We start from the raw sequence: 18,642 nt of genomic DNA on the forward strand, positions 1-18,642 counted from the left end.
GGAGATTATTGACGGATGCCGGAGGCATTTTTGCGTTCAATAACCACCCGGGCATGGTTGATGATCGGCGCGTCAATCATTTTGCCGTTCAGTGAAATCACCCCAAGTCCGCTACGCTCCCCTTCTTCGGCCGCGGCAATAACACGCTCCGCGTAATCAACCTCTTCCTGAGTGGGGGCATAGGCATTATGTAAGATCTCAATCTGCCGCGGATTAATAAGCGACTTACCGTTAAAGCCCATACGCTTAATCAAATCCACTTCTTTCAAAAAGCCGGCCTCGTCATTAATATCGGCATAGACCACGTCAAACGCATCAATGCCTGCCCCACGGGCCGCATGTAATACCGCGCAGCGCGCGTAAAACAGCTCGGTACCGTCGCCGCGTTCCGTTTGCATATCCATGACGTAATCAAACGCCGCCAGCGCAATTCCCATCAGGCGTTGAGATGCCCTGGCGATAGCGACGGCATTAATGACGCCCACCGCCGATTCAATCGCCGCCATGAGCTGCGTAGAGCCCACCGGACGGCCGCAGCTCTCTTCAATACGCACAATTTCACGCTCAAGCTGATAAATATCTTCCGGCGTATCGGTTTTGGGTAAACGGATAACATCGACGCCGGCGCGCACCGCCGCTTCGAGGTCTTTTAAGCCAAACGGCGTATTCAGCGGGTTAATCCTGACAACGGTTTCAATATCTTTATACATAGGATGCTGTAACGCATGGAACACCAGCAGCCGCGCGCTGTCTTTCTCTTTCAACGAGACCGCATCTTCCAGGTCAAACATGATTGAATCGGGTTTATAAATAAAGGCGGTTGAAAGCATAGCGGCGCTTGAACCCGGTAAAAAAAGCATGCTGCGACGTAATTTTTTCATCATAATTTTTCCCACGCAATTTCGTTGCTGGCCGTTCCCCGTAAAATCGCCGCCTGCATTCTGGCGCGGATAACACAGTCCAGCGCGCCCTTATCCTCCACAATAATCTGGCCCTGCGTAACGTTTAATATGGAAAGTGTTTCATTGACCACTGCCGTAATCTGTTCACCAAATTGTTTGTACACTTCACTGTTGATAGTTATATCGAGCCCATCATCGTAGGGGCTGACTTTGACAACCAGGTCGCTGGATTCGAGCGTCCCGGCGATTGCCGCATGTAATATTTTCATATAAATATCCTGAACAATTATTTATTAAGCATCGACCATATCCAAATCGGGCTGCTTTGATTGATTCGCTGATAACCATTTATATAAATAAGGCATGGTAGTCGCTGGCACCATACTTTTAACGGTGTGCATATCTTCGTGATTTAATAATTTCCTGACCGCAGAGGCGGAGATGGGAAGATTATTAATATCGGTCATCCTCTGAATCTCATTCACCTTGATACTGGCGGCAGGTATTGTCATCTCATCCTCCAGCCAGTGATGCATTGCATCATTATATTGCGCGGTCACCTTGCAAAAGGGTTCAGTGCCAACAAAGCGCTGATTAATATTTAAAGCCGGAGCAATGTAACGGCGGAACATAAGCAAATCTATTGCGGCATACACCTCATTAATGATTTGTTTTTCTTTGAGAAAGTAACCGGGAAATGTTCCTCGAGAAATAATGTATTTTGAGCCAGGGTGAACAGTAATATTTGGCAGGTGCCGTGAACCCTCCTGAACCATGGCAAACCGTTGCCGAAAAGAAAACGTGGACAGATCTTCCTCAACGACAAAGACATGTAGCCAGTCGCACGCTTTCGCCGCCTGCTCAATCAGATACTGGTGCCCTAACGTAAAGGGATTTGCATTCATCACAATCCCGCCGATATTTACGGCGGTCACCAAATGCTGGCCCCGCAGTTGACGGCAGTAGCGATGGATGCCAACCGGCGAATTTTCCATCAGCGTCGCTCTGTTATCGAGTGTGACCAAAGGATAAAATCCGCATCCCTGGAATGACCGCACATTATCCGGACACGTCAGAAGAAAAAGCTGATGTTCGCCGTTCTGAATAGCCTGCAACTCCGCTTCATGAATGATTTTCAGGCCTAACGCTGTGCCACGCCATTCTCTGGCAACCGCAATGCATTTTAACGTATTCCCCGCAAGCCCGGCGCAGGCAACCAGCTGCCGCTGACAGCGTGCGACAACAAATTGCTCAATGTCGCCGTCGATACCTAATCCATTGTTCTTCAGAAAGAGAATGATTTCTTCTCTGAAGGTACCGTTGCTAGTTTCCACTTTCTCGAATTCTAGCGTTTGGTCGGTGTACATCTTGTTTCTCCTGCCCATACCTTAATGGGCGTCAAAAAATAATCTTGCCCGAGCCTGCGGAGACTACGACATCTGCATTTCGTGCTGCGGTTTTGATTCGATAATCGTATTCATGAGATGACCAATATTTTCAATAACCACCTCGACCCGATCGCCTTGATGCATAAAGAGAGGGGGGGTTCTTTTTTTACCGACGCCGCCTGGGGAGCCGGTAATAATGACATCGCCGGGGCTGAGAGCAGTAAATGTACTGATATAGCTAATCAGATCGGCGACTTTATGGATCATATTGCTCGTCGAATCATTCTGAACCATGATGCCATTCAAATAGGTTTGAATAGACAAGCGGTGGGGATCGGGTATTTCATCAACGGTTGTCAGGCAGGGCCCAAATGCGCCGGTCTGCCGCCAGTTTTTCCCGGCGGTAAACCAGGCATGCTGCCAGTCGCGTACCGATCCATCCATATAGCAGCTATAGCCGGCAACATGGCTCAGGGCAGCGTCGGTCTCGATATTCATACCCGGTTTGCCAATAATAACGGCCAGTTCGCCTTCATAATCAAATTCATTAGATAGCGCGGGTTTTAATATCGGCGTTGCATGCCCGGTTTGCGAGTCAGGGAAACGAACGAAAAGGGTCGGTGCATCGTTGGTTTCAGAAAACTCTTTTCTTTTTTCCGCATAATTCATACCGACGCAGATAATTTTCCCAGGGCTTTCAATAACGGGTAAAAAAGTAATATCAGCCATCATAATATCGACCGGATAATTAACATACTGCCCGGCAATCTCAATGGCGCCCCACTGCAACAAGTCCTTCAGCGTACTATATTGATGACCAATTTTGCCACCCAGGTCAATAATGCCTGTCTCCGTCAAAATTCCATAACTCTTACGACCATGATGAACATAGCTTGCTAATTTCATGATGACACCTTACTAACATTGAATTTCTTTGCTCACGCCATTGGATATGACGTGAGTAATTTACTTCGCTACAAAGAATTTAAGACTCAACCGGAACCATGGCTTTTGTTTCGCTGGAAGACAAATACGTTGCAACCACCGCACCCACGGCCAGTAGTGCAATAATGAATCCCGTCATCCCCTGCCAGCCCATAGAGTGGAAAACAAAACCGTTCACGAAACCAATCACTGAGCCGCCCATGTAGTAGAAGAACAGATACAGCGCGACGGCCTGGCCTCGTGCATGCGTTGCATTTTTACTTACCCAACTTAAGCCAATGGAGTGACAACCAAAGAAACAGCCGGTAAAAACAACCGCGCCGATAATAAAGGTGACGACGTTAGAGGTTAAAGTCAGCAACATTCCCAGCGCCATCATTACAAACAGCGCGCGCAGGACTCTCATACTGCCGTATTTTGCGGAAAGGCGTCCCGCCTGAGGGGCGGTGAAAAAGCTCAAGGCAAAGCTAAAGGAGAGCAGGCCCGCATTCGCCGGAGAAATATGAAACGGTTCGCCTTTCAGGAAGAAAGCCAGGTAGTTATAGAGAGAGGTAAATACCCCAAAAATGATAAAGCTAATCACAAAAGCTAACGCCAGTTTTTTATTTTTAAAGTGAGATGCAGCGCCTTTCACTACACGAAGAACGTTAAGGTTTTGCGTTGGCTTAAAGTTCCGAGACGTCGGGAGCAAAAAGTTAACCAGCAAAGCAACCAAAATCAGGCTGATCGCAAAACCATAGAAAATGGTGTTTATTGAGATATGGTCGATCAGCTGGCTGGCCACAATACGCCCGGACATCCCTCCCATCGAGTTACCAAAGACGAAGTATCCAGTGACCACCCCAGCCACCACCGGCGCGACCTCCTCGCTGATATAGGCGGTTGCGGCAGCAGCGATACCGCTGAGCGCCAGACCAATGACCGCACGCAGAGCCACCAGCATCGCCCATGATTCGACAAGAGGACAGAGCATCGTCAGCAGTCCGCCAAGTAGCAGCGAAACGATAATTAATTTTTTTCTGCCGTAATGATCGGACAGCGTCCCGGTGAATAATAATCCTATCGCCAGAAGCGCCGTTTCTGCAGAAAGAATGATACTCACCTGACTAACCGGCACATCATATTCGACGGCCAGAACCGGTAACAGAGGTTGAATAAAAAAAAGTGAGGCTAATTCTGCAAGGCCGGATAGCGCCAGGGCCAGGATGATCCGAATATAATTACTGACCTTGACGGGAGCAGAATTAAGCTGGTTATCTTTCGTATGAGTTATAGCCATAAAATCCTCGACATTATTTTTTTAGGTACAGAGTTATGTAGCAACTACACGCTAGAGGACATCAGTACTTCATCGCATTAATGATATAAAATATTTATAACTCCTCCGCTAAAACATATTCCGGGACGCAAACCGTGCCTTCAAATAATTTACGGGAGGTTCTAATCACTGCGGCACGTGTTTTCTCAATGTCATTTCCCTCTTTAAGTAAAGATACGGAAATTTTCCCGCTTGGATGTTCAATATTAATTATATTGGTATACGGCGTCCTGGGCTGACCGGCCACAATGTGATGGGCTACCGACCCTTCAATTATGGTGGCCGTGGATATGCCGATAGACCCCGTGATAGCCAGAGATTTATGGCAGGTATGAGGCATAAAATAACGAACTCTGATAGTCCCGCCTGCGCCGGGTTCACTCAGCAGAACCGGTTTTGGGATCACTTTATCGGCAACATCGCCCAGCCCCATTTTCGCACCCGCCTTACGCCGAATCGTTTCCAGCTTAGTCATAAAGGCGCTGTCAGCATCAAGGTCGGCCGGTGATTCGTCTCCTCTTTTTCCCATCCGCTCTGCCCTAATCAGCACCATCGGCATCGCCATATCGATGCAGGTGACTTCCACATCATCAATCACATCGACGACGTTACCGGTTGGCAGCAGCTTTCCCGTCTTGCATCCAGCGGAGTTAAGGAAAGTCAGGCCAATCGGCGCGGCGCAGCCCGGAACGCCATCAATGTGCGTATCGCCTTCATAGTTGACATAAAAATTCGGCGTTTGTACTTCCGCATCTACCAGCGTACCGGTATTCAGGTTGCGAATTCGCACTGTCGTCACCGGACTTTGCGCCTTAACAAGGCCTTTTTCAATCGCAAAGGGTCCTACGGCACAGAGCATGTTACCGCAGTTGGGCGTGGTATCGACGCGACGCTCGTTGACCATCACCTGGACAAATAAATAGTCAACATCAGCATCCGGACTGTCCGAGGGGCTAACAATCGCGACTTTACTGGTTTGGGGGCTGCCGCCGCCAATACCATCAATTTCAAGTTCGTGACCCGCGCCCATTAAGCCCAGCAGCACAGCATCGCGTTCTTCAATTTTTGTCGGTAAATCACTGGCCAGAAGCACCGGGCCTTTCGAAGTACCGCCACGCATCAGTACACAAGGAATCTTTAACATTATGTTTCTCGTTTCACGCATTGATAAGAGCAATGTCAGGATTCCACAGACGAATACATAATGCTAATGCCAATAAAACCAACCATTAATACGTTTTGCGTATAAATAGCGGTTAGGTTAGTGTGTTTGCATCGCGACAAAGTCTGGAGTGAAATCTTATGCTGCACGATCTTCAAGGTATACAAGCGTTTGTTAAAATTGCAGAAATTGGATGCTTCACAAGAGCATCACATTTTCTTCACACATCCCAACCGGCGTTAACGCGGCGGATCAAAAAACTTGAAGAGCAGCTTGGAGCTACGCTATTTGAACGGACAACCAGAAACATCAAACTCACGGCTGTAGGCAGAGAGTTTTTACCTAAGGCAAAGAATTTAATAGATTTTTATGAAAGCTCAATCCTGAGTATTAAAGAAATGGCCACTCATCAAAGCGGTGTCGTCACCCTGTCCTGTCTCCCCACCGCAGCGTTCTATTTCCTCCCCTCCGTCATCAGGGACTATAACAACCACTATCCTAATATCCGTATCCGAATCCTCGAGCACAGCGCCAGCGATTGTCTTGAAGCTGTCTTAAACGGTGACGCAGATTTCGGCATAAACATGATAAACATCACACATCCCAATATTGATTTCTCGCCGCTGGTCAATGAGCCTTTCGTATTAGCCTGCCGACGGGATCACGAACTGGCGCAGAAGTCGCTGATCTTGTGGGAAGACCTGGCCAACTTCAGGCTTATTGGCGTTAGACGCTCAAGCGGTAACCGCTCTCTGATCGATCAAGCGCTGGAGAATATGGACTGGAAGCCCAACTGGTTCTATGAGGTCAGGCATCTGTCGACATCGCTGGGTATGGTAGAAGCAGGGCTTGGCGTGGCAGTGGTTCCCAGTCTGGCCATGCCGACCGATGAGCATCACATTCTTGTCAGCCGTCCACTCGTTGAGCCGGTTATTCGCCGCACGCTCGGTCTCGTGCTGCGCAGAGAAACGGCGCTTAGCCCTGCAGCGGAAAAGTTCAGGGAGATGCTATTACAACTCTGGTCACAGGATACAAGCAGCCCGTGGATAGGGAAATTTACCCGCTAAAGCCGTTTTCATCTTCTGCACTCTATCGCCAGACGCTGCGTAAGGGGCATGGCGATATCATTTTCAGGCCGGGACGCTCGTCGGGCAAATATTGCCGCTCTTTGATGAGCCTGCCGGTCAGAAGTGATACTTTTAACGACCCCGCAAGCTATGACTCCCACCCGTTCGGTGTTTTTAAATTCGGCGACAGGAATAAACCACCTTAAAACGATAGCGTATTGAGTTATCAATAATCTGTGCAACACGCCATGATTAAGCTAAACAGCTTAGGTATCAGTAAATAACGTTCGGGCATGAGTTAAACCAGAAGAACAATAATGCACTGATAACAAACTCCGTCATCGTGTTCGCGTAATACATTGTTTTCACAAATGACTTTCTCATCAGGGTAAAAATATGCCAGGAATAATTCATAGATACGCATTGCCCACACGCAGATGGAAAAGTGGGGCTCGGCCATAGTCGTGATGAGCTAACCGATATGATGTACAACACGCTGAAGATCAACGGTATGACGGACGGCGCCCTCTGCGACTCATGGTCACCCGCGGCAAAAAGCTCACGCCAAATCAGGACCCGCGCTTTATCCTCGGTGGCGCTACTATCGTCTGCGTAGCGGAATATAAGGTTGTTGATGAACAGGCCAAACGGCGAGGCCATGCCTTGTTCACCTCGACCTATCGTACCAGCGCGCCGGATTTCTTCGATTTGCGTCTTAATTCCCACAGCCGCTGCATTAGATTCAGACGCTATTGCCGGTGCAGATGAAGCGCTGATGATGGACCCTCATGGTTTCGTCGCCAGCTGCCATTCCACCAATTTTTTCTCGTATGCCGGGGCAAACTGTGGACCTCACACGGCCTGTACTGCTTTAACGGTATTACCCACCGCACGATCTTGTCGCTGGCGCGCCGGCAGGGCATCGGCGTGCAGGAAAGATCCTTTAGCCTTGTCGAAGCATTCACTGCTGACGAAGCTTTGTCACCGGAACGCTGGCAGGTATTACCCCGGTGAGCAGGCTCGACGGCAGGCGCTTCGACCTCAACGAAAATCCCGTGACCCAATGCATCAGCGGCTGGTATCAGGATTATTTACAGCAGGTGGAGTCGCCGCCCACCGACAATCGCCGGACGAAAAAAAACCCGCAGAGATAGCGCGGGTCGATTTAAATTCAAATCCATTGACTGCAAGTAACATCACAATAACCGAGCGTTATTTTATGACTTGTGTCACAAAAACATCACCCCCTGTTCGGGGGGGATGCTAACTTCTACCCGGCCTCTCTTTATCCGTCCCGAGCGCAAGGTGAAGGGCATAAGGGCATGAAATGGCGACGCCTGCGTATTTCTGTTTCATGCGCAACTGAGATGGCCTGAGGATTTTTGCTTTTTTCGAGGCCGGATGTAAGAATCGACGTACGTTTTTGATGGGTTAACGCGTTCACTCATGCCGCCCACCGCTGGGGCATGGATATCGGTACCGGGATAACATTGCGTCTGCATCGTTGCGATGCCCGCCCGACATATCAACTGCTGACTGCTATCTACCAAAGCCCTCTGTATTACTACCTTCAACGGGAAACAGTATGAAGCCAAAACAAGCGGAAATTATCCGCCATTCTATGTCCCTGTTTAACAAAGAGGGGTATCAGTCGCCGAGTATTGACCGAATTTCGGAGAACGCGGGCATCTCCAAAATGACGTTCTACCGCTACTATCCGGATAAAGAGGCGCTCATTCTTGATATTTTACAGCAGAAAGAGTGTGAGTTTATGCAGGCGCTGCAGGACATTACCGCGGATAAGCCCACGGGGCGTGAGAAGCTATTTGCCGTCTTTGAATACTACAATAACTGGTTCACCTGTGCGGATTTTCACGGCTGCATGTTCACCCGCGCCCTGTTTGAATACGGGACCTCGTCTCCCGCTATCCGAACGATATGTTCACAGTTTAAATCGCGACTCTACCAGTTTTTCCGCGACATCCTCATCGGGCTATTAAAACCAGAGCCTGCGGAACGGGTGGCGATGATGATGCTTATGCTGATTGATGGCGCGATTGCCGCCCAACAGGCCGAGTCATCGGAGTGCCGGGAGATCCCTCCCGGAATAACGGCCTGGAGCGCGGCGAAAGCGCTTATCTATTCAGAGGGCGGCACCCTCTGATTCGCGGTCAGCGAGCGTGCGTAACGCCTCCAGCAGACAATCGTAATAATCGCAGCAAGTCTGAAGACGCAGCGCTGCGCCAGAGTAGACCTCTTCCAGCGCAGCCGGATTTTTATTGCCGATCGGTACGATAACGTTATTCAGCCATCCATCCGCATGGCCGATATCAACCTCGATATGCTCTGAGTAATAATGGACGTCGCGATCCGATAGCCCGATACGGCGGCATCCTGTCACCAGCTTCTGGTACTGCGGCGGATCCAACAGTTCCGTCATCGCCATGACGCCAAGCGATTTGTAGTAATGCTGACGGTTAACGCCGCCCAACATAAACGCGTTGTAGCCAGCGAGCCCCTGCCAGTCGTACAGATGGGCAAAATGGTTTTCAGGCAACGCAATATCCCTTCTCTTCAGTAAATCCTTATACAGATTAACGTGCGTGATCTCCTGGCTGCCCTGGCCTATTTCATCCCAGAGATTCTGGGCAATCTCTGCGCGCGTTTCAGGCAGAGAACCGACCAGCCCCATTGCCACCAGATCGAAAAACAGCAGATTCAGCGCGCTATCGCTTTTGAAGAAATAGTCTATTTGCGTAACGGAAGCAGAAGAAGCGAGAAAATCAAACAGAGGATGGTGCGAGGCCGGGTGTTTCTGACAGAGGTCACGAAGTTCCTCAACGATATTGCCGGCGTTAAGCGCGGGTATCGGGAATGCGAACCGTTTTTTTTCCACCCGTAGCCATTCTGACTCGATGTAGCTTCTAATCCCGCAGAGCAAGGGATGGAACTGGTTTTTTGCCGCTGCCGATAGCGGCTCCGCCAGCCATGCCTGGTACAGTTTAAACAGCGCGCCGTGGGCACGCTTTTTAGCCTGCGGATCGTTGGCGGTAAAAGCTTTGATGCAGGTGTTTTCGGTCAGGTACCAGACTCTGTCGGCCAGTAGCGGATTGGCCGTAAGTTTTAGTGAAAGCGCGTTGCTGTGGAGAAGCTGGTCAATCATGTCATCCAGAGAGAGCCTGGCCATTGCGGAATGCTGTTCATTCCCGGTGAAACCATTTTCTGTCTTACGCATCGATTTATCCCTGTATAATGCATGGTATAGATACGTTATCGTACAGATATATATGCTGCAATCAGATTTTTTGCACATGCGTAACAAATTTTTAATTATTTGTTTTTTAAACAAAAAATAGCAAAAACCAAAATAATAATAAAATTTAATTGATATATTAAAAAAAATAAAGTTACCATTTAGTACAGTTCGAAGCGATGCAAGGAATCAGCATGCCTTACCTGTTACTCACGCTGGCGGCCCTGTTTTGGGGAGGGAATTATGTCGTAGGGCATATTCTCGTTCAGGGCGCGGACCCGATCCTGATGACCGAAGCGAGATGGGCGTTGACCGCGATACTGCTGGTATTGCTCTATCAGCGGCAAATCCGCGACAGTCGCCTGCTGTTCCGCCAAAATGCGCCAACGCTGCTGATTTTAACGCTGTGCGGGCAGGTAAGTTTTCCCTTAACTCTCTATATTGGCCTGCAGTCGACTTCGGCGCTGAACGCAGCGATTTACATGTCTGCGACCCCCTGCATGGTGCTTATTATTAATCGGTTGATTTTCCGCGACCGGGTGTCGGCGCGTAACTGGTGGGGGGTACTTTTTAGCACCGCAGGCGTCCTCCTGCTGCTTCTGCACGGCAATCTGACCAACGCTGAGGGGCTAAAAGGCTTTAGCCAGGGCGATCTGTGGGCAATGGGGTCCGCGCTGAGCTGGGCGGTATATTGCTCTCTGTTACGTAACAAAGATCGTCGTATCCCCGCCAACGCTTTCGTCGCCGTCAGTTCGCTTCTCGGTGCCCTTATTCTGCTTCCGGTGGTGATTTTCTGGCTGTGGCGGCATCCCGCGACCTCATTCGCTTCGTACCACGATATCGCTTTCCTGACCGGACTGGCGTACCTGGTTATTTTCCCCTCATGGCTGGCCTACTTATTCTGGAATAAAGGCATCGCGGCCATTGGCGCCACTCGCGGGGAGATTTATACCCATATTATTCCGCTATCTGGCGGCATATTAAGCATTCTGTTTTTACACACCCAGCCGCACCTCTATCACTTACTGAGCACGCTGCTAATTTTGACCGGGATCGCTATTTGTTCACTCGCTAAAAAAACAGCACCGCATTAAAAATAATAACGCCACGTTTTAATCAATATTAACCGAAGAGTTTAACATGCTCAGGATATACTTATACCTTATTCTCGCCGCATCGGTTTCCGCGCTGGCGACAGATATGATCGTGCCGGCGCTACCCCTGTTACAAAAAGCGTTCCACAGCGATTATTCATCTATTCAGTTAACCATTAGTGGTTTTCTGGTGATATACGCCTGTAGCCAATTATTATCAGGGTTTATCGGCGAAAAGCTGGGTAAATTACGCGTGCTGACGGCCAGCTTTTTGCTTTTCCTGGCGGGGAGCCTCCTCTGTTTTATGGCCGATAGTTTATCAATGCTGTTGGCCGGCAGAGCATTACAGGCCGTGGGCGCCGGGGCAGGACCGGTTCTGTCTAAAGCCATCGCCAAAGAGACGTTTTCTCCCCTGACGCTCAAGCGCGCCCTTTCCGATATTTCTTCCGCCAGCGCGGTGGTTCCGCTTATTGCGCCGCTGGCCGGCGCCGCAATCCTCGGCCATCTGAGCTGGAACCATATATTCCTCGTTATGGCCCTGTTTAGCGTCGTTACCCTCCTGCTGTCTCCGCGCCGCCTTGGGCATCGCGATAGCGCTGCGGCGCCCTCTTCTTCCGGGTTTATCACGCCGGCATTTATCCAGGGAACGCTGCTGGTTTCGCTGATCCTGAGTTCGCTGTTTTGCTATATCTCGCTGTCGCCGGCCATTTTTATGCAGCAGCTTGGGCTGAGCACAATGCACTACTCGCTGCTGTTTTCCGCTTCCGTGTTGTTTTTTATTATTGGCAATCAGTTCTCAAAATTTGAGCGCATAAATAACCCCTGGATTTTGTTTATCATCAATGCGCTGGCGGTCACCCCATTTATTATCGGTAGCCACTCACTCATATTATGCATCGCTGGATCGATGATTTTTAATTTCAGCCTTGGCGCCTATTACCCGACCGCCAACTTTATCGCACTGCAAATCAAAGGTACTAAAACCGGTATTGCGGCATCGGTCACCGGTTTTATTCAAACAGTCTGCGCCGGCGCCATCAGCTATTTCGCTGTAAAACTCACGGACACCGGCCTGGGGTTTGACAGAACCCTCGGCACGAGCACGTTAACGCTGGCAATTTTATCTCTTCTGGTAGTCACGACAATGAAGGTAACGCAATGGAAAACTGGCAAAAAAGGAAAATAGATAGATCGCTAAAATATCAAACCAGGGTGTTCTCTGAACATATTAATGAACTGGTGGTAGCCAAAAGGGATGGCAAGGTCATTACCCTCGACGATGGCAGAAAAATGGTGGAGTTTGTCTCATGCTCCTATCTTGGGCTGGAGACTCATCCGGCGCTGAAAAAAGCGGTTATCGACGCGATTGAGCGTTTTGGCGTGCAGGTTTCCGTCGCCAGAACGCGGGTAAAAGTCGATCTGTTCCCGCAGCTGGAAGCGCGACTGAATCAAATCATGCATGGGGCTCATACCCTGACGTTCAACGCGGTGACGCCCTGCCATATCGCGGTATTACCGCTGCTGGCGTCCGGGACGCTGCCGCATTTTACGTTCAGTAAAAAACCCTATTTTATTATGGAGAAGACCGCCCACGCGACGCTGCAAATCAACCGTGGTCTTTTACAGCAGTTCGGGGACGTCGTCAGAATTGATTTCCAGGATACGCCGCGGATCGAAGAGGCCTTTCGCTATGCCGCCAGCCAGGGACTGACGCCGATATCGGTATCAGACAGCGTAGGCTCCATGGGCGGAGTCGCCCCGGTCGCGCAGATTGTCCGCCTGGCGCATCAGTATGACGGCTACGCATATATAGACGATGCGCATGGCACCTCTATCTACGGCGACTACGGTTCGGGATATGTGATGGCATGCCTAGGCCATCGGCTTGACGAGCGTATTATTATCGCCGGATCGCTGTCTAAAGCTTTTGGCTCGCACGGCGGATTTATCGCCTGTCACGCCGCAGAGACCATCAATTTTATTAAGACCTATGGCACAACCTACGCCTTTGGCGGACCGCCGTCATTGCCAGGGATTGCCGCCTGCGTAGCCGCCGCCGACCTCCACCTGGACGGCACCGTCGCTGCCCGCCAGGAGAAGTTACAGAATGTCATTCGCTATTTTGACGAAGTTTTCGGCAAGACCGAAATCGTAAACCGGGGTACCACGATGCCGATTCGGGGGATCCTGATTGGTAACGAAGATCTCGCCATCACGATGTGCAAAAAGCTGCACGATCGCGGCTTCGCGACGACCGTGGCGATGTATCCGACCGTTGAAGAAGGGCACGCCATTTTGCGCTGCGCTTTATCAGCTCTCCACGAGAGCGGGCAAATCGACGACTTCTATCGAAACTTCAGAGAATCACTGGCTGAAGCCACGAAATAAATAGCTGCTGCCGGCCTGCTTCGTCAGGCCGCTTACGGACACTCATTCATATGAAAGGAACAGGGTTCCCTCTGCGCGGAACGTCTCTCATGGTGGCGACCATTATCGGCGGCGGCATGTTCGCGTTGCCGATCGCGTTCGTCCACGTATGGTTTTTAAAAGGCCTGCTGATCCTCTCGGCAACGGGCATATTGATGCTGATGACGGGGCTAATCCTCGTTGACATCACGATGCGATTTCCTCCCGGCGCCAGCTTTCATACTTTCACCAGCGCGCTGCTCGGCCCCGCCGCCAGCGTTATCATCGGGGTAGCCTTCTGCTTTGTGCTCTACCTACTGACCTACGCGTACATCTCAGGCGCCGCGTCAATATTGCGCGATCTCTTACCGCCCGATGCCAGGGGCCGCAGCTGGCTGCCGATAATACTGCTGTCGCTGACGACCTCGGCGATCCTGTGGGCAGGCGGCAGATTACCCGGCTATATCCTCTCCGGCCTTATCGCCGCCAAGTTCACCCTGTTTTTTCTGCTGTTCGCCGGTGCCGCGGGTGGCGTAAAGCCGCTCAGATTGTTCGACATCTCCGCCAGCACGCCGCTCGGGTATTACCTGCCGATCGTGCCGGTCTGTATTATCGCTTTTGGCTTTCATGGCAGCGTGCCCTCCCTGAGCAGAATGTACAGACGGGATAATCATCGCGCGGTTACCCGCTCTCTCTATTACGGCTTTGCGGTTTCACTGATCGTCTACGCTTTCTGGCTGACGCTGACCATGGGCGCGCTCACGCCTCAGGCGATCCAGCATGTCAGCGACCAGGGCGGGAACATCGGGGCCTTCATTACCGCCCTTAATATCCACCAGACCACCTCGGCGACCCGCCTGACGCTGGTCTCCTTTGGGTGTATTGCCGTTTTAGCCTCACTGATGTCGGCCTCAATCGGCTTGAGTGATTATCTTGAGGATATACTGAATAAAATTAGCCGCCGGGGATCGCGCCCGCTGGCAATATTTCTGACCTATTTCCCTCCTGCTCTGGCCTGTATTTTCGCCCCACAAGGATTTTTATCTGCTCTCGCCTTTGCCGGCATTTCACTGGTGCTATGGAGTATATTATTGCCGCCTTATTTACTCATTAAGGCCAGGCGCTCCGCCCTGCCGCCGGTATATATTTTCCCGGCCAGCAATGTCCTTCTGAAAATGATGATTATCGTCGGCGCCCTACTCTGGCTACTGATGATTTACGCTTTTCTTTAGTAGATATGCATCGCAAGGTCTGTAAAAAATGCTTCAGTTGGGCCATCAAATCCCGGCACGGACGACAAGCGGCAAAAAGCCTGAGCATGGGAAACGCTTAATCAGCTCCCGCATACTCAGACCAGTGACCAAAAAAAAGAGCGGTTATCATTCAGGGGGCCAGGCTTCTTAGAATCAACGAGGAGAGAATGACCGCTGCCGTCGGCGCCGCTTCAAGGTTAAACTGCAGCTGAACAGGGTTAATGAAGGGGCACATCACCATGTATATCGCATAGGTTGCCTCGTCAAGAGGGGTTTTCCTCTCGAACTCGCCGGCCTGCCTGCCTTCGACAACAATGCTTTCAATCAGCTTTAACAGGCGTTCCGCATACCTTTCCGTTGATGGCCACTTCTCCCGGGAGGCGACGGCGGCAATGTCATAGAGCTTACGATCGTGGAAAAACAGTTCGCTTCCCGCTTCGGTGAGCGCGCGAAACAGGCGGCGTAATTTTTCGCTGGCTGATGGCGCATCCGCCACCGCTGCAAGTACCGCCGTCATGATCGTCTCCAGGCGGTTAGCGCAGATCACTTCGCCGATAGCCTGTTTGGAATCGAAAAACTTATAGATGTAGGCCTTTGAAAAACCGATAGATTTAGCCAATTCCGCTACGGTGGTTTTTTCGTAGCCGTAATGCCCGAAATGCTCAAATGCGGCGTTGACGATTTGCTCCCGGACGCTGTGATCGAGCGGGCCACGTGCTGATGGTACGTTCATTTTTTTAGTCATTCTGTTAGCTTAACGCGGTGGTCTTTGATTGACAAATAGTGACCATTTTATCATTCAGCCACAATTTCGCTTGATGCAAGGTCATATAAAATTGTATCAGACAAAATCGTCCGCCAACAAAAGCATCGGCTCCCCCCGATAAAACTTTATTTCAACCACACCACAGAGGTAAATAAGCGGTAAACGTCACGTCGCCGGCTGCTGTTCAGAAAGGTATTTTTGCCGCCATTTAGCCGGAGATACGCCGTGCATTTTCTTAAAAGCCTTAGAAAAATGCAGCTGATTTTCATAGCCTACGGAAATACCCACAACTTTAATCGCCGTATTGCTGTTTTTGAGAAGGCTGACGGCGATGCTCATACGAAAATTGAGCAAATACTCCTTGGGACCTATACCGTAGGCGCTTTTGAACAACCGGCAAAGGTAGCTACGGTTGATATTGCAGTATGCGGCCAGGCTCTCAACGGTCAGAGGTTCGTGGTAGCGATTTTCAATTTTTTTGATCGCCTTTTGCAGGTGTCTGGTCTTGTCATCACGGAGAGGAGCCCGGTGATCATGCGTATTGCTGATTAAGGTCGAAAAGAAGAGATAGCACAGCCCCTGCACCTTCAGCCGGTGTTCATCGCCATGTTCGATAATGTGCCGCAGGTAGCCGAGGGCGCTGAGGTTGTCATTATTCAGATTGGGTCGGTAAATTGGCGATTGCCGGCTCAGATGGCACTCCGCGAAAATTCTGGCGGCGATCAGCCCATCGACCTCAAGCCACATATAATGCCAGGGATCTTTTTTATCCGCGCAGTAGGTGGTCACATCATGGGGGTGGATCAGAAACCCCTCCCCCGCGACGACAGGAAAAGCGCCGGATTCACTGTAAAAGGTGCCGGTTCCACTTATCACATAATGAAATAGATAATGCTGACGGACAGCGGGGCCATAACGGTGCCCCTTATGACAACTCTCCTCGCCGTACTGGTACAAGTTCAATTCGATATTGTCGGTATGATTGAGAGTAAAAGTCTTGTGCATCAGTAACTCGCGATTTTTTCCCCTCACATTATCAGAGATACCGCCAGTAAAGTCCCCCGGTTCAGTCAGATTCAGAGCTGGCTCACACTTTCTTTGCGACATCATTTTTCGCCATAGCAATATCACATTTAGCCATATTTCCGGGTCACGCCACAGCGTACAGTCTGCCTGACGAAAACAGCAGGAACGGAGAAATACCATGATTAAAGTGACATTTATGGGCGCGGGCAGCACCATTTTCGCCAGAAACGTACTCGGGGACATTATGGCGACCCCGACGCTGAAGGAGGTGGAGATTGCACTGTACGACATCGACGGCGCGCGTCTCAATGAATCACTCGCCATGTTGAACAATATCAACAGCAATACCAATGCGGGCAGAGCGAAGATCGCCGCTTACCTTGGCGTTGAGAATCGCCGCGCGGCATTGAAAAACGCCCATTACGTGGTGAATGCCATCCAGGTCGGCGGCTACGACCCTTGCACCATTACCGACTTCACTATCGCGAGAAAATATGGTCTCCGGCAGACGATTGCCGATACCCTGGGAATTGGCGGTATCTTCCGCGCACTGCGCACCATACCCGTAATGTTTGATTTCGCGCGGGATATCGAAGCCGTCTGCCCGAACGCCTGGTTACTGAACTACACCAATCCTATGGCCACGATAACCGGCGCTATGCTGCGTCATACGGAGGTGAAAACGGTCGGACTTTGCCACAGCGTTCAGGTCTGCGCTGAAACGCTGTTGAAAAGCGTGGACATGCCAACCGACGACGTGCAATTTCATATCGCGGGTATCAACCACATGGCCTGGCTGCTGGACATTCGCCGCCACGGCGAGGATCTGTACCCGGAAATTAAGCGCCGGGCCAGCGCCCTGCAGGGCAAGCATGATGATATGGTGCGCCATGAAATCATGAAAACTTTCGGCTATTACGTCACCGAATCGTCAGAGCACAACGCCGAATACATGCCTTACTGGATCAAACGCAACTACCCGGAACTGATTGAACGATTCAATATTCCGCTGGATGAATATCCGCGCCGGTGTATTGAGCAGATTGAACAATGGCAGCAGCAGAAAGTGGCGCTGACCCATGACACCAGCCTGACCCATAGCCGTACCCATGAATACGCGTCTTATATCATCGAAGCGATGGAAACCGATCGGCCCTATAAAATTGGCGGTAACGTGCTCAACACCGGTTTGATCACTAACTTACCTTCCGAGGCCTGTGTCGAAGTCCCTTGTCTGGTGGATGGCCAGGGCGTCACGCCATGCTACGTCGGCAACTTGCCTGAGCAGTTGGCGGCGCTGAACCGTACCAACATCAATACCCAACTGTTGACCGTCGAGGCGGCGGTTACGCGCAAGCGCGAAGCTATCTACCATGCCGCTCTGCTCGACCCGCACACTTCCGCCGAACTGTCGATCGATGACACCCGCAAGCTGTGCGACGAATTGATTGACGCGCATGGCGACTGGCTTCCCACCTACCATTAATCGCCCTGCTGATCAGATACCTCCTGATAACTCACAAGGCGCGGCTTTTTCCGCGCCGTTCCCCATGGTTACCCAAAGAACAGGAGGTTTTGTATTTTCGGCGCTGTCTGCTTTTCTATTTATTGATAAATCTCTTCGCATCGAGTTATCTGCGGCGGCTTGGCCAGGGCTATCGGAAAGGAGATTAAAATTCAGCTTTTCCCGGTACGTAATAGGTTGTTTTGTTTTTCTTGCGATATTCACCGGGCGGCAAATGGAAATGCCGGGTAAATAATCGGGTGAAGGTTTGCTGCGAGTCATAGCCGTAGCGCAAACCAATACTGTAAATATTCTCATCGGTCTCGCGTAAATCGCGGGCAGCTGAATCCAGCTTTTTATTACGAATGTAGCGCCCCAGGCTCTCTCCTTTATATTGCAGGAACAAACGCTGCAGATACCATTTTGAATAGCCTGAGTAGTGAGCTATCTGTTCTATACGCAGTGGTTTATGTAAGTTATCGTCGATCCAATCAATGATAACGGCGATCACGGATTCAGAAATAAACATGGGGTCTCCTCCTTATGCATTCTCCCGGT

Annotated in this window: 17 protein-coding genes and 1 pseudogene; 8 read left to right on the forward strand and 10 right to left on the reverse strand. The window is 50.6% G+C overall.

Going from position 1 to position 18,642, the window contains the following annotated elements; translation table 11 throughout:
- Positions 1-5: 5 nt before the first annotated feature.
- The 6 genes from citE to EGY08_RS04975 form a co-directional block, all read right to left on the reverse strand.
- Positions 6-881 (reverse strand): citrate (pro-3S)-lyase subunit beta, encoded by an 876-nt coding sequence (gene citE, locus EGY08_RS04950; protein WP_024359623.1) that lies wholly within the window; start codon positions 879-881, stop codon positions 6-8.
- The gene (citD, locus tag EGY08_RS04955) at positions 881-1,171 is read right to left on the reverse strand and encodes a citrate lyase acyl carrier protein (RefSeq protein ID WP_004131130.1); all 291 of its coding nucleotides are present in this window, start codon (positions 1,169-1,171) and stop codon (positions 881-883) included. Before citD ends, citE begins: the two co-directional genes overlap by 1 nt.
- Before the next feature lie 24 nt (positions 1,172-1,195).
- Positions 1,196-2,269, reverse strand: a complete 1,074-nt coding sequence (gene citC / locus EGY08_RS04960) for a [citrate (pro-3S)-lyase] ligase (RefSeq protein WP_049112758.1) — start codon at positions 2,267-2,269, stop codon at positions 1,196-1,198.
- A gap of 63 nt (positions 2,270-2,332) precedes the next feature.
- Positions 2,333-3,196, reverse strand: coding sequence for a fumarylacetoacetate hydrolase family protein (locus EGY08_RS04965; protein WP_004131124.1), 864 nt, complete (start codon positions 3,194-3,196; stop codon positions 2,333-2,335).
- Positions 3,197-3,275: 79 nt separating this feature from the next.
- Positions 3,276-4,514 carry an MFS transporter gene (locus EGY08_RS04970; protein ID WP_004131122.1) on the reverse strand — a complete coding sequence of 413 codons (1,239 nt, stop codon included), beginning with the start codon at positions 4,512-4,514 and terminating at the stop codon, positions 3,276-3,278.
- Between the two features lie 94 nt (positions 4,515-4,608).
- Positions 4,609-5,697 (reverse strand): 4-oxalomesaconate tautomerase, encoded by a 1,089-nt coding sequence (locus EGY08_RS04975; RefSeq protein ID WP_123828291.1) that lies wholly within the window; start codon positions 5,695-5,697, stop codon positions 4,609-4,611.
- A 158-nt stretch (positions 5,698-5,855) separates the two neighbouring features.
- Between EGY08_RS04975 and EGY08_RS04980 the strand changes: the two genes are divergently transcribed.
- The 3 genes and pseudogenes from EGY08_RS04980 to EGY08_RS04990 all read left to right on the forward strand — a co-directional run bounded on the left by EGY08_RS04980 (position 5,856) and on the right by EGY08_RS04990 (position 8,946).
- The gene (locus EGY08_RS04980) at positions 5,856-6,782 is read left to right on the forward strand and encodes a LysR family transcriptional regulator (RefSeq protein ID WP_004131117.1); all 927 of its coding nucleotides are present in this window, start codon (positions 5,856-5,858) and stop codon (positions 6,780-6,782) included.
- 442 nt (positions 6,783-7,224) lie between these two features.
- A pseudogene (locus tag EGY08_RS04985) lies at positions 7,225-7,936 on the forward strand (aminotransferase class IV); the annotation flags it as partial.
- A gap of 431 nt (positions 7,937-8,367) precedes the next feature.
- Entirely contained in the window at positions 8,368-8,946 is a 579-nt protein-coding gene (locus EGY08_RS04990; protein ID WP_004131113.1) for a TetR/AcrR family transcriptional regulator, read from the forward strand.
- On the opposite strand, the gene EGY08_RS04995 is transcribed toward EGY08_RS04990, so the two are convergent.
- Positions 8,926-10,017, reverse strand: coding sequence for an iron-containing redox enzyme family protein (locus EGY08_RS04995; protein ID WP_004131111.1), 1,092 nt, complete (start codon positions 10,015-10,017; stop codon positions 8,926-8,928). The two genes, EGY08_RS04990 and EGY08_RS04995, sit on opposite strands and share 21 nt — an antisense overlap.
- 212 nt (positions 10,018-10,229) lie before the next feature.
- Here EGY08_RS04995 and EGY08_RS05000 point away from each other — a divergent pair, with 212 nt between their 5' ends.
- The 4 genes from EGY08_RS05000 to EGY08_RS05015 all read left to right on the forward strand — a co-directional run bounded on the left by EGY08_RS05000 (position 10,230) and on the right by EGY08_RS05015 (position 14,767).
- On the forward strand, positions 10,230-11,129 hold the full coding sequence (locus EGY08_RS05000; RefSeq protein WP_004131109.1) for a DMT family transporter: 900 nt from the start codon (positions 10,230-10,232) through the stop codon (positions 11,127-11,129).
- Positions 11,130-11,175: 46 nt separating this feature from the next.
- Positions 11,176-12,315, forward strand: coding sequence for an MFS transporter (locus EGY08_RS05005; RefSeq protein ID WP_004131107.1), 1,140 nt, complete (start codon positions 11,176-11,178; stop codon positions 12,313-12,315).
- On the forward strand, positions 12,288-13,517 hold the full coding sequence (locus EGY08_RS05010) for an aminotransferase class I/II-fold pyridoxal phosphate-dependent enzyme (protein WP_004131106.1): 1,230 nt from the start codon (positions 12,288-12,290) through the stop codon (positions 13,515-13,517). The genes EGY08_RS05005 and EGY08_RS05010 overlap by 28 nt, the downstream gene beginning before the upstream one ends.
- An 89-nt stretch (positions 13,518-13,606) precedes the next feature.
- Positions 13,607-14,767 (forward strand): aromatic amino acid transport family protein, encoded by a 1,161-nt coding sequence (locus EGY08_RS05015; RefSeq protein ID WP_004131105.1) that lies wholly within the window; start codon positions 13,607-13,609, stop codon positions 14,765-14,767.
- A 151-nt stretch (positions 14,768-14,918) separates the two neighbouring features.
- Here the strand turns inward: EGY08_RS05015 and EGY08_RS05020 are convergent, their stop codons facing one another.
- The gene (locus EGY08_RS05020; RefSeq protein ID WP_004131104.1) at positions 14,919-15,533 is read right to left on the reverse strand and encodes a TetR/AcrR family transcriptional regulator; all 615 of its coding nucleotides are present in this window, start codon (positions 15,531-15,533) and stop codon (positions 14,919-14,921) included.
- A gap of 186 nt (positions 15,534-15,719) precedes the next feature.
- On the reverse strand, positions 15,720-16,559 hold the full coding sequence (locus tag EGY08_RS05025; RefSeq protein ID WP_004131103.1) for an AraC family transcriptional regulator: 840 nt from the start codon (positions 16,557-16,559) through the stop codon (positions 15,720-15,722).
- 199 nt (positions 16,560-16,758) lie between these two features.
- Between EGY08_RS05025 and EGY08_RS05030 the strand changes: the two genes are divergently transcribed.
- Positions 16,759-18,066 (forward strand): alpha-glucosidase/alpha-galactosidase, encoded by a 1,308-nt coding sequence (locus EGY08_RS05030; RefSeq protein WP_004131102.1) that lies wholly within the window; start codon positions 16,759-16,761, stop codon positions 18,064-18,066.
- Positions 18,067-18,250: 184 nt separating this feature from the next.
- Here EGY08_RS05030 and EGY08_RS05035 read toward each other — a convergent pair whose 3' ends face one another.
- Positions 18,251-18,613, reverse strand: a complete 363-nt coding sequence (locus EGY08_RS05035) for a RamA family antibiotic efflux transcriptional regulator (protein ID WP_004131101.1) — start codon at positions 18,611-18,613, stop codon at positions 18,251-18,253.
- Between the last annotated feature and the right edge of the window lie 29 nt (positions 18,614-18,642).

Origin of the sequence: Klebsiella sp. FDAARGOS_511, from assembly GCF_003812845.1 — a bacterium.
Taxonomy (GTDB): domain Bacteria; phylum Pseudomonadota; class Gammaproteobacteria; order Enterobacterales; family Enterobacteriaceae; genus Klebsiella; species Klebsiella grimontii.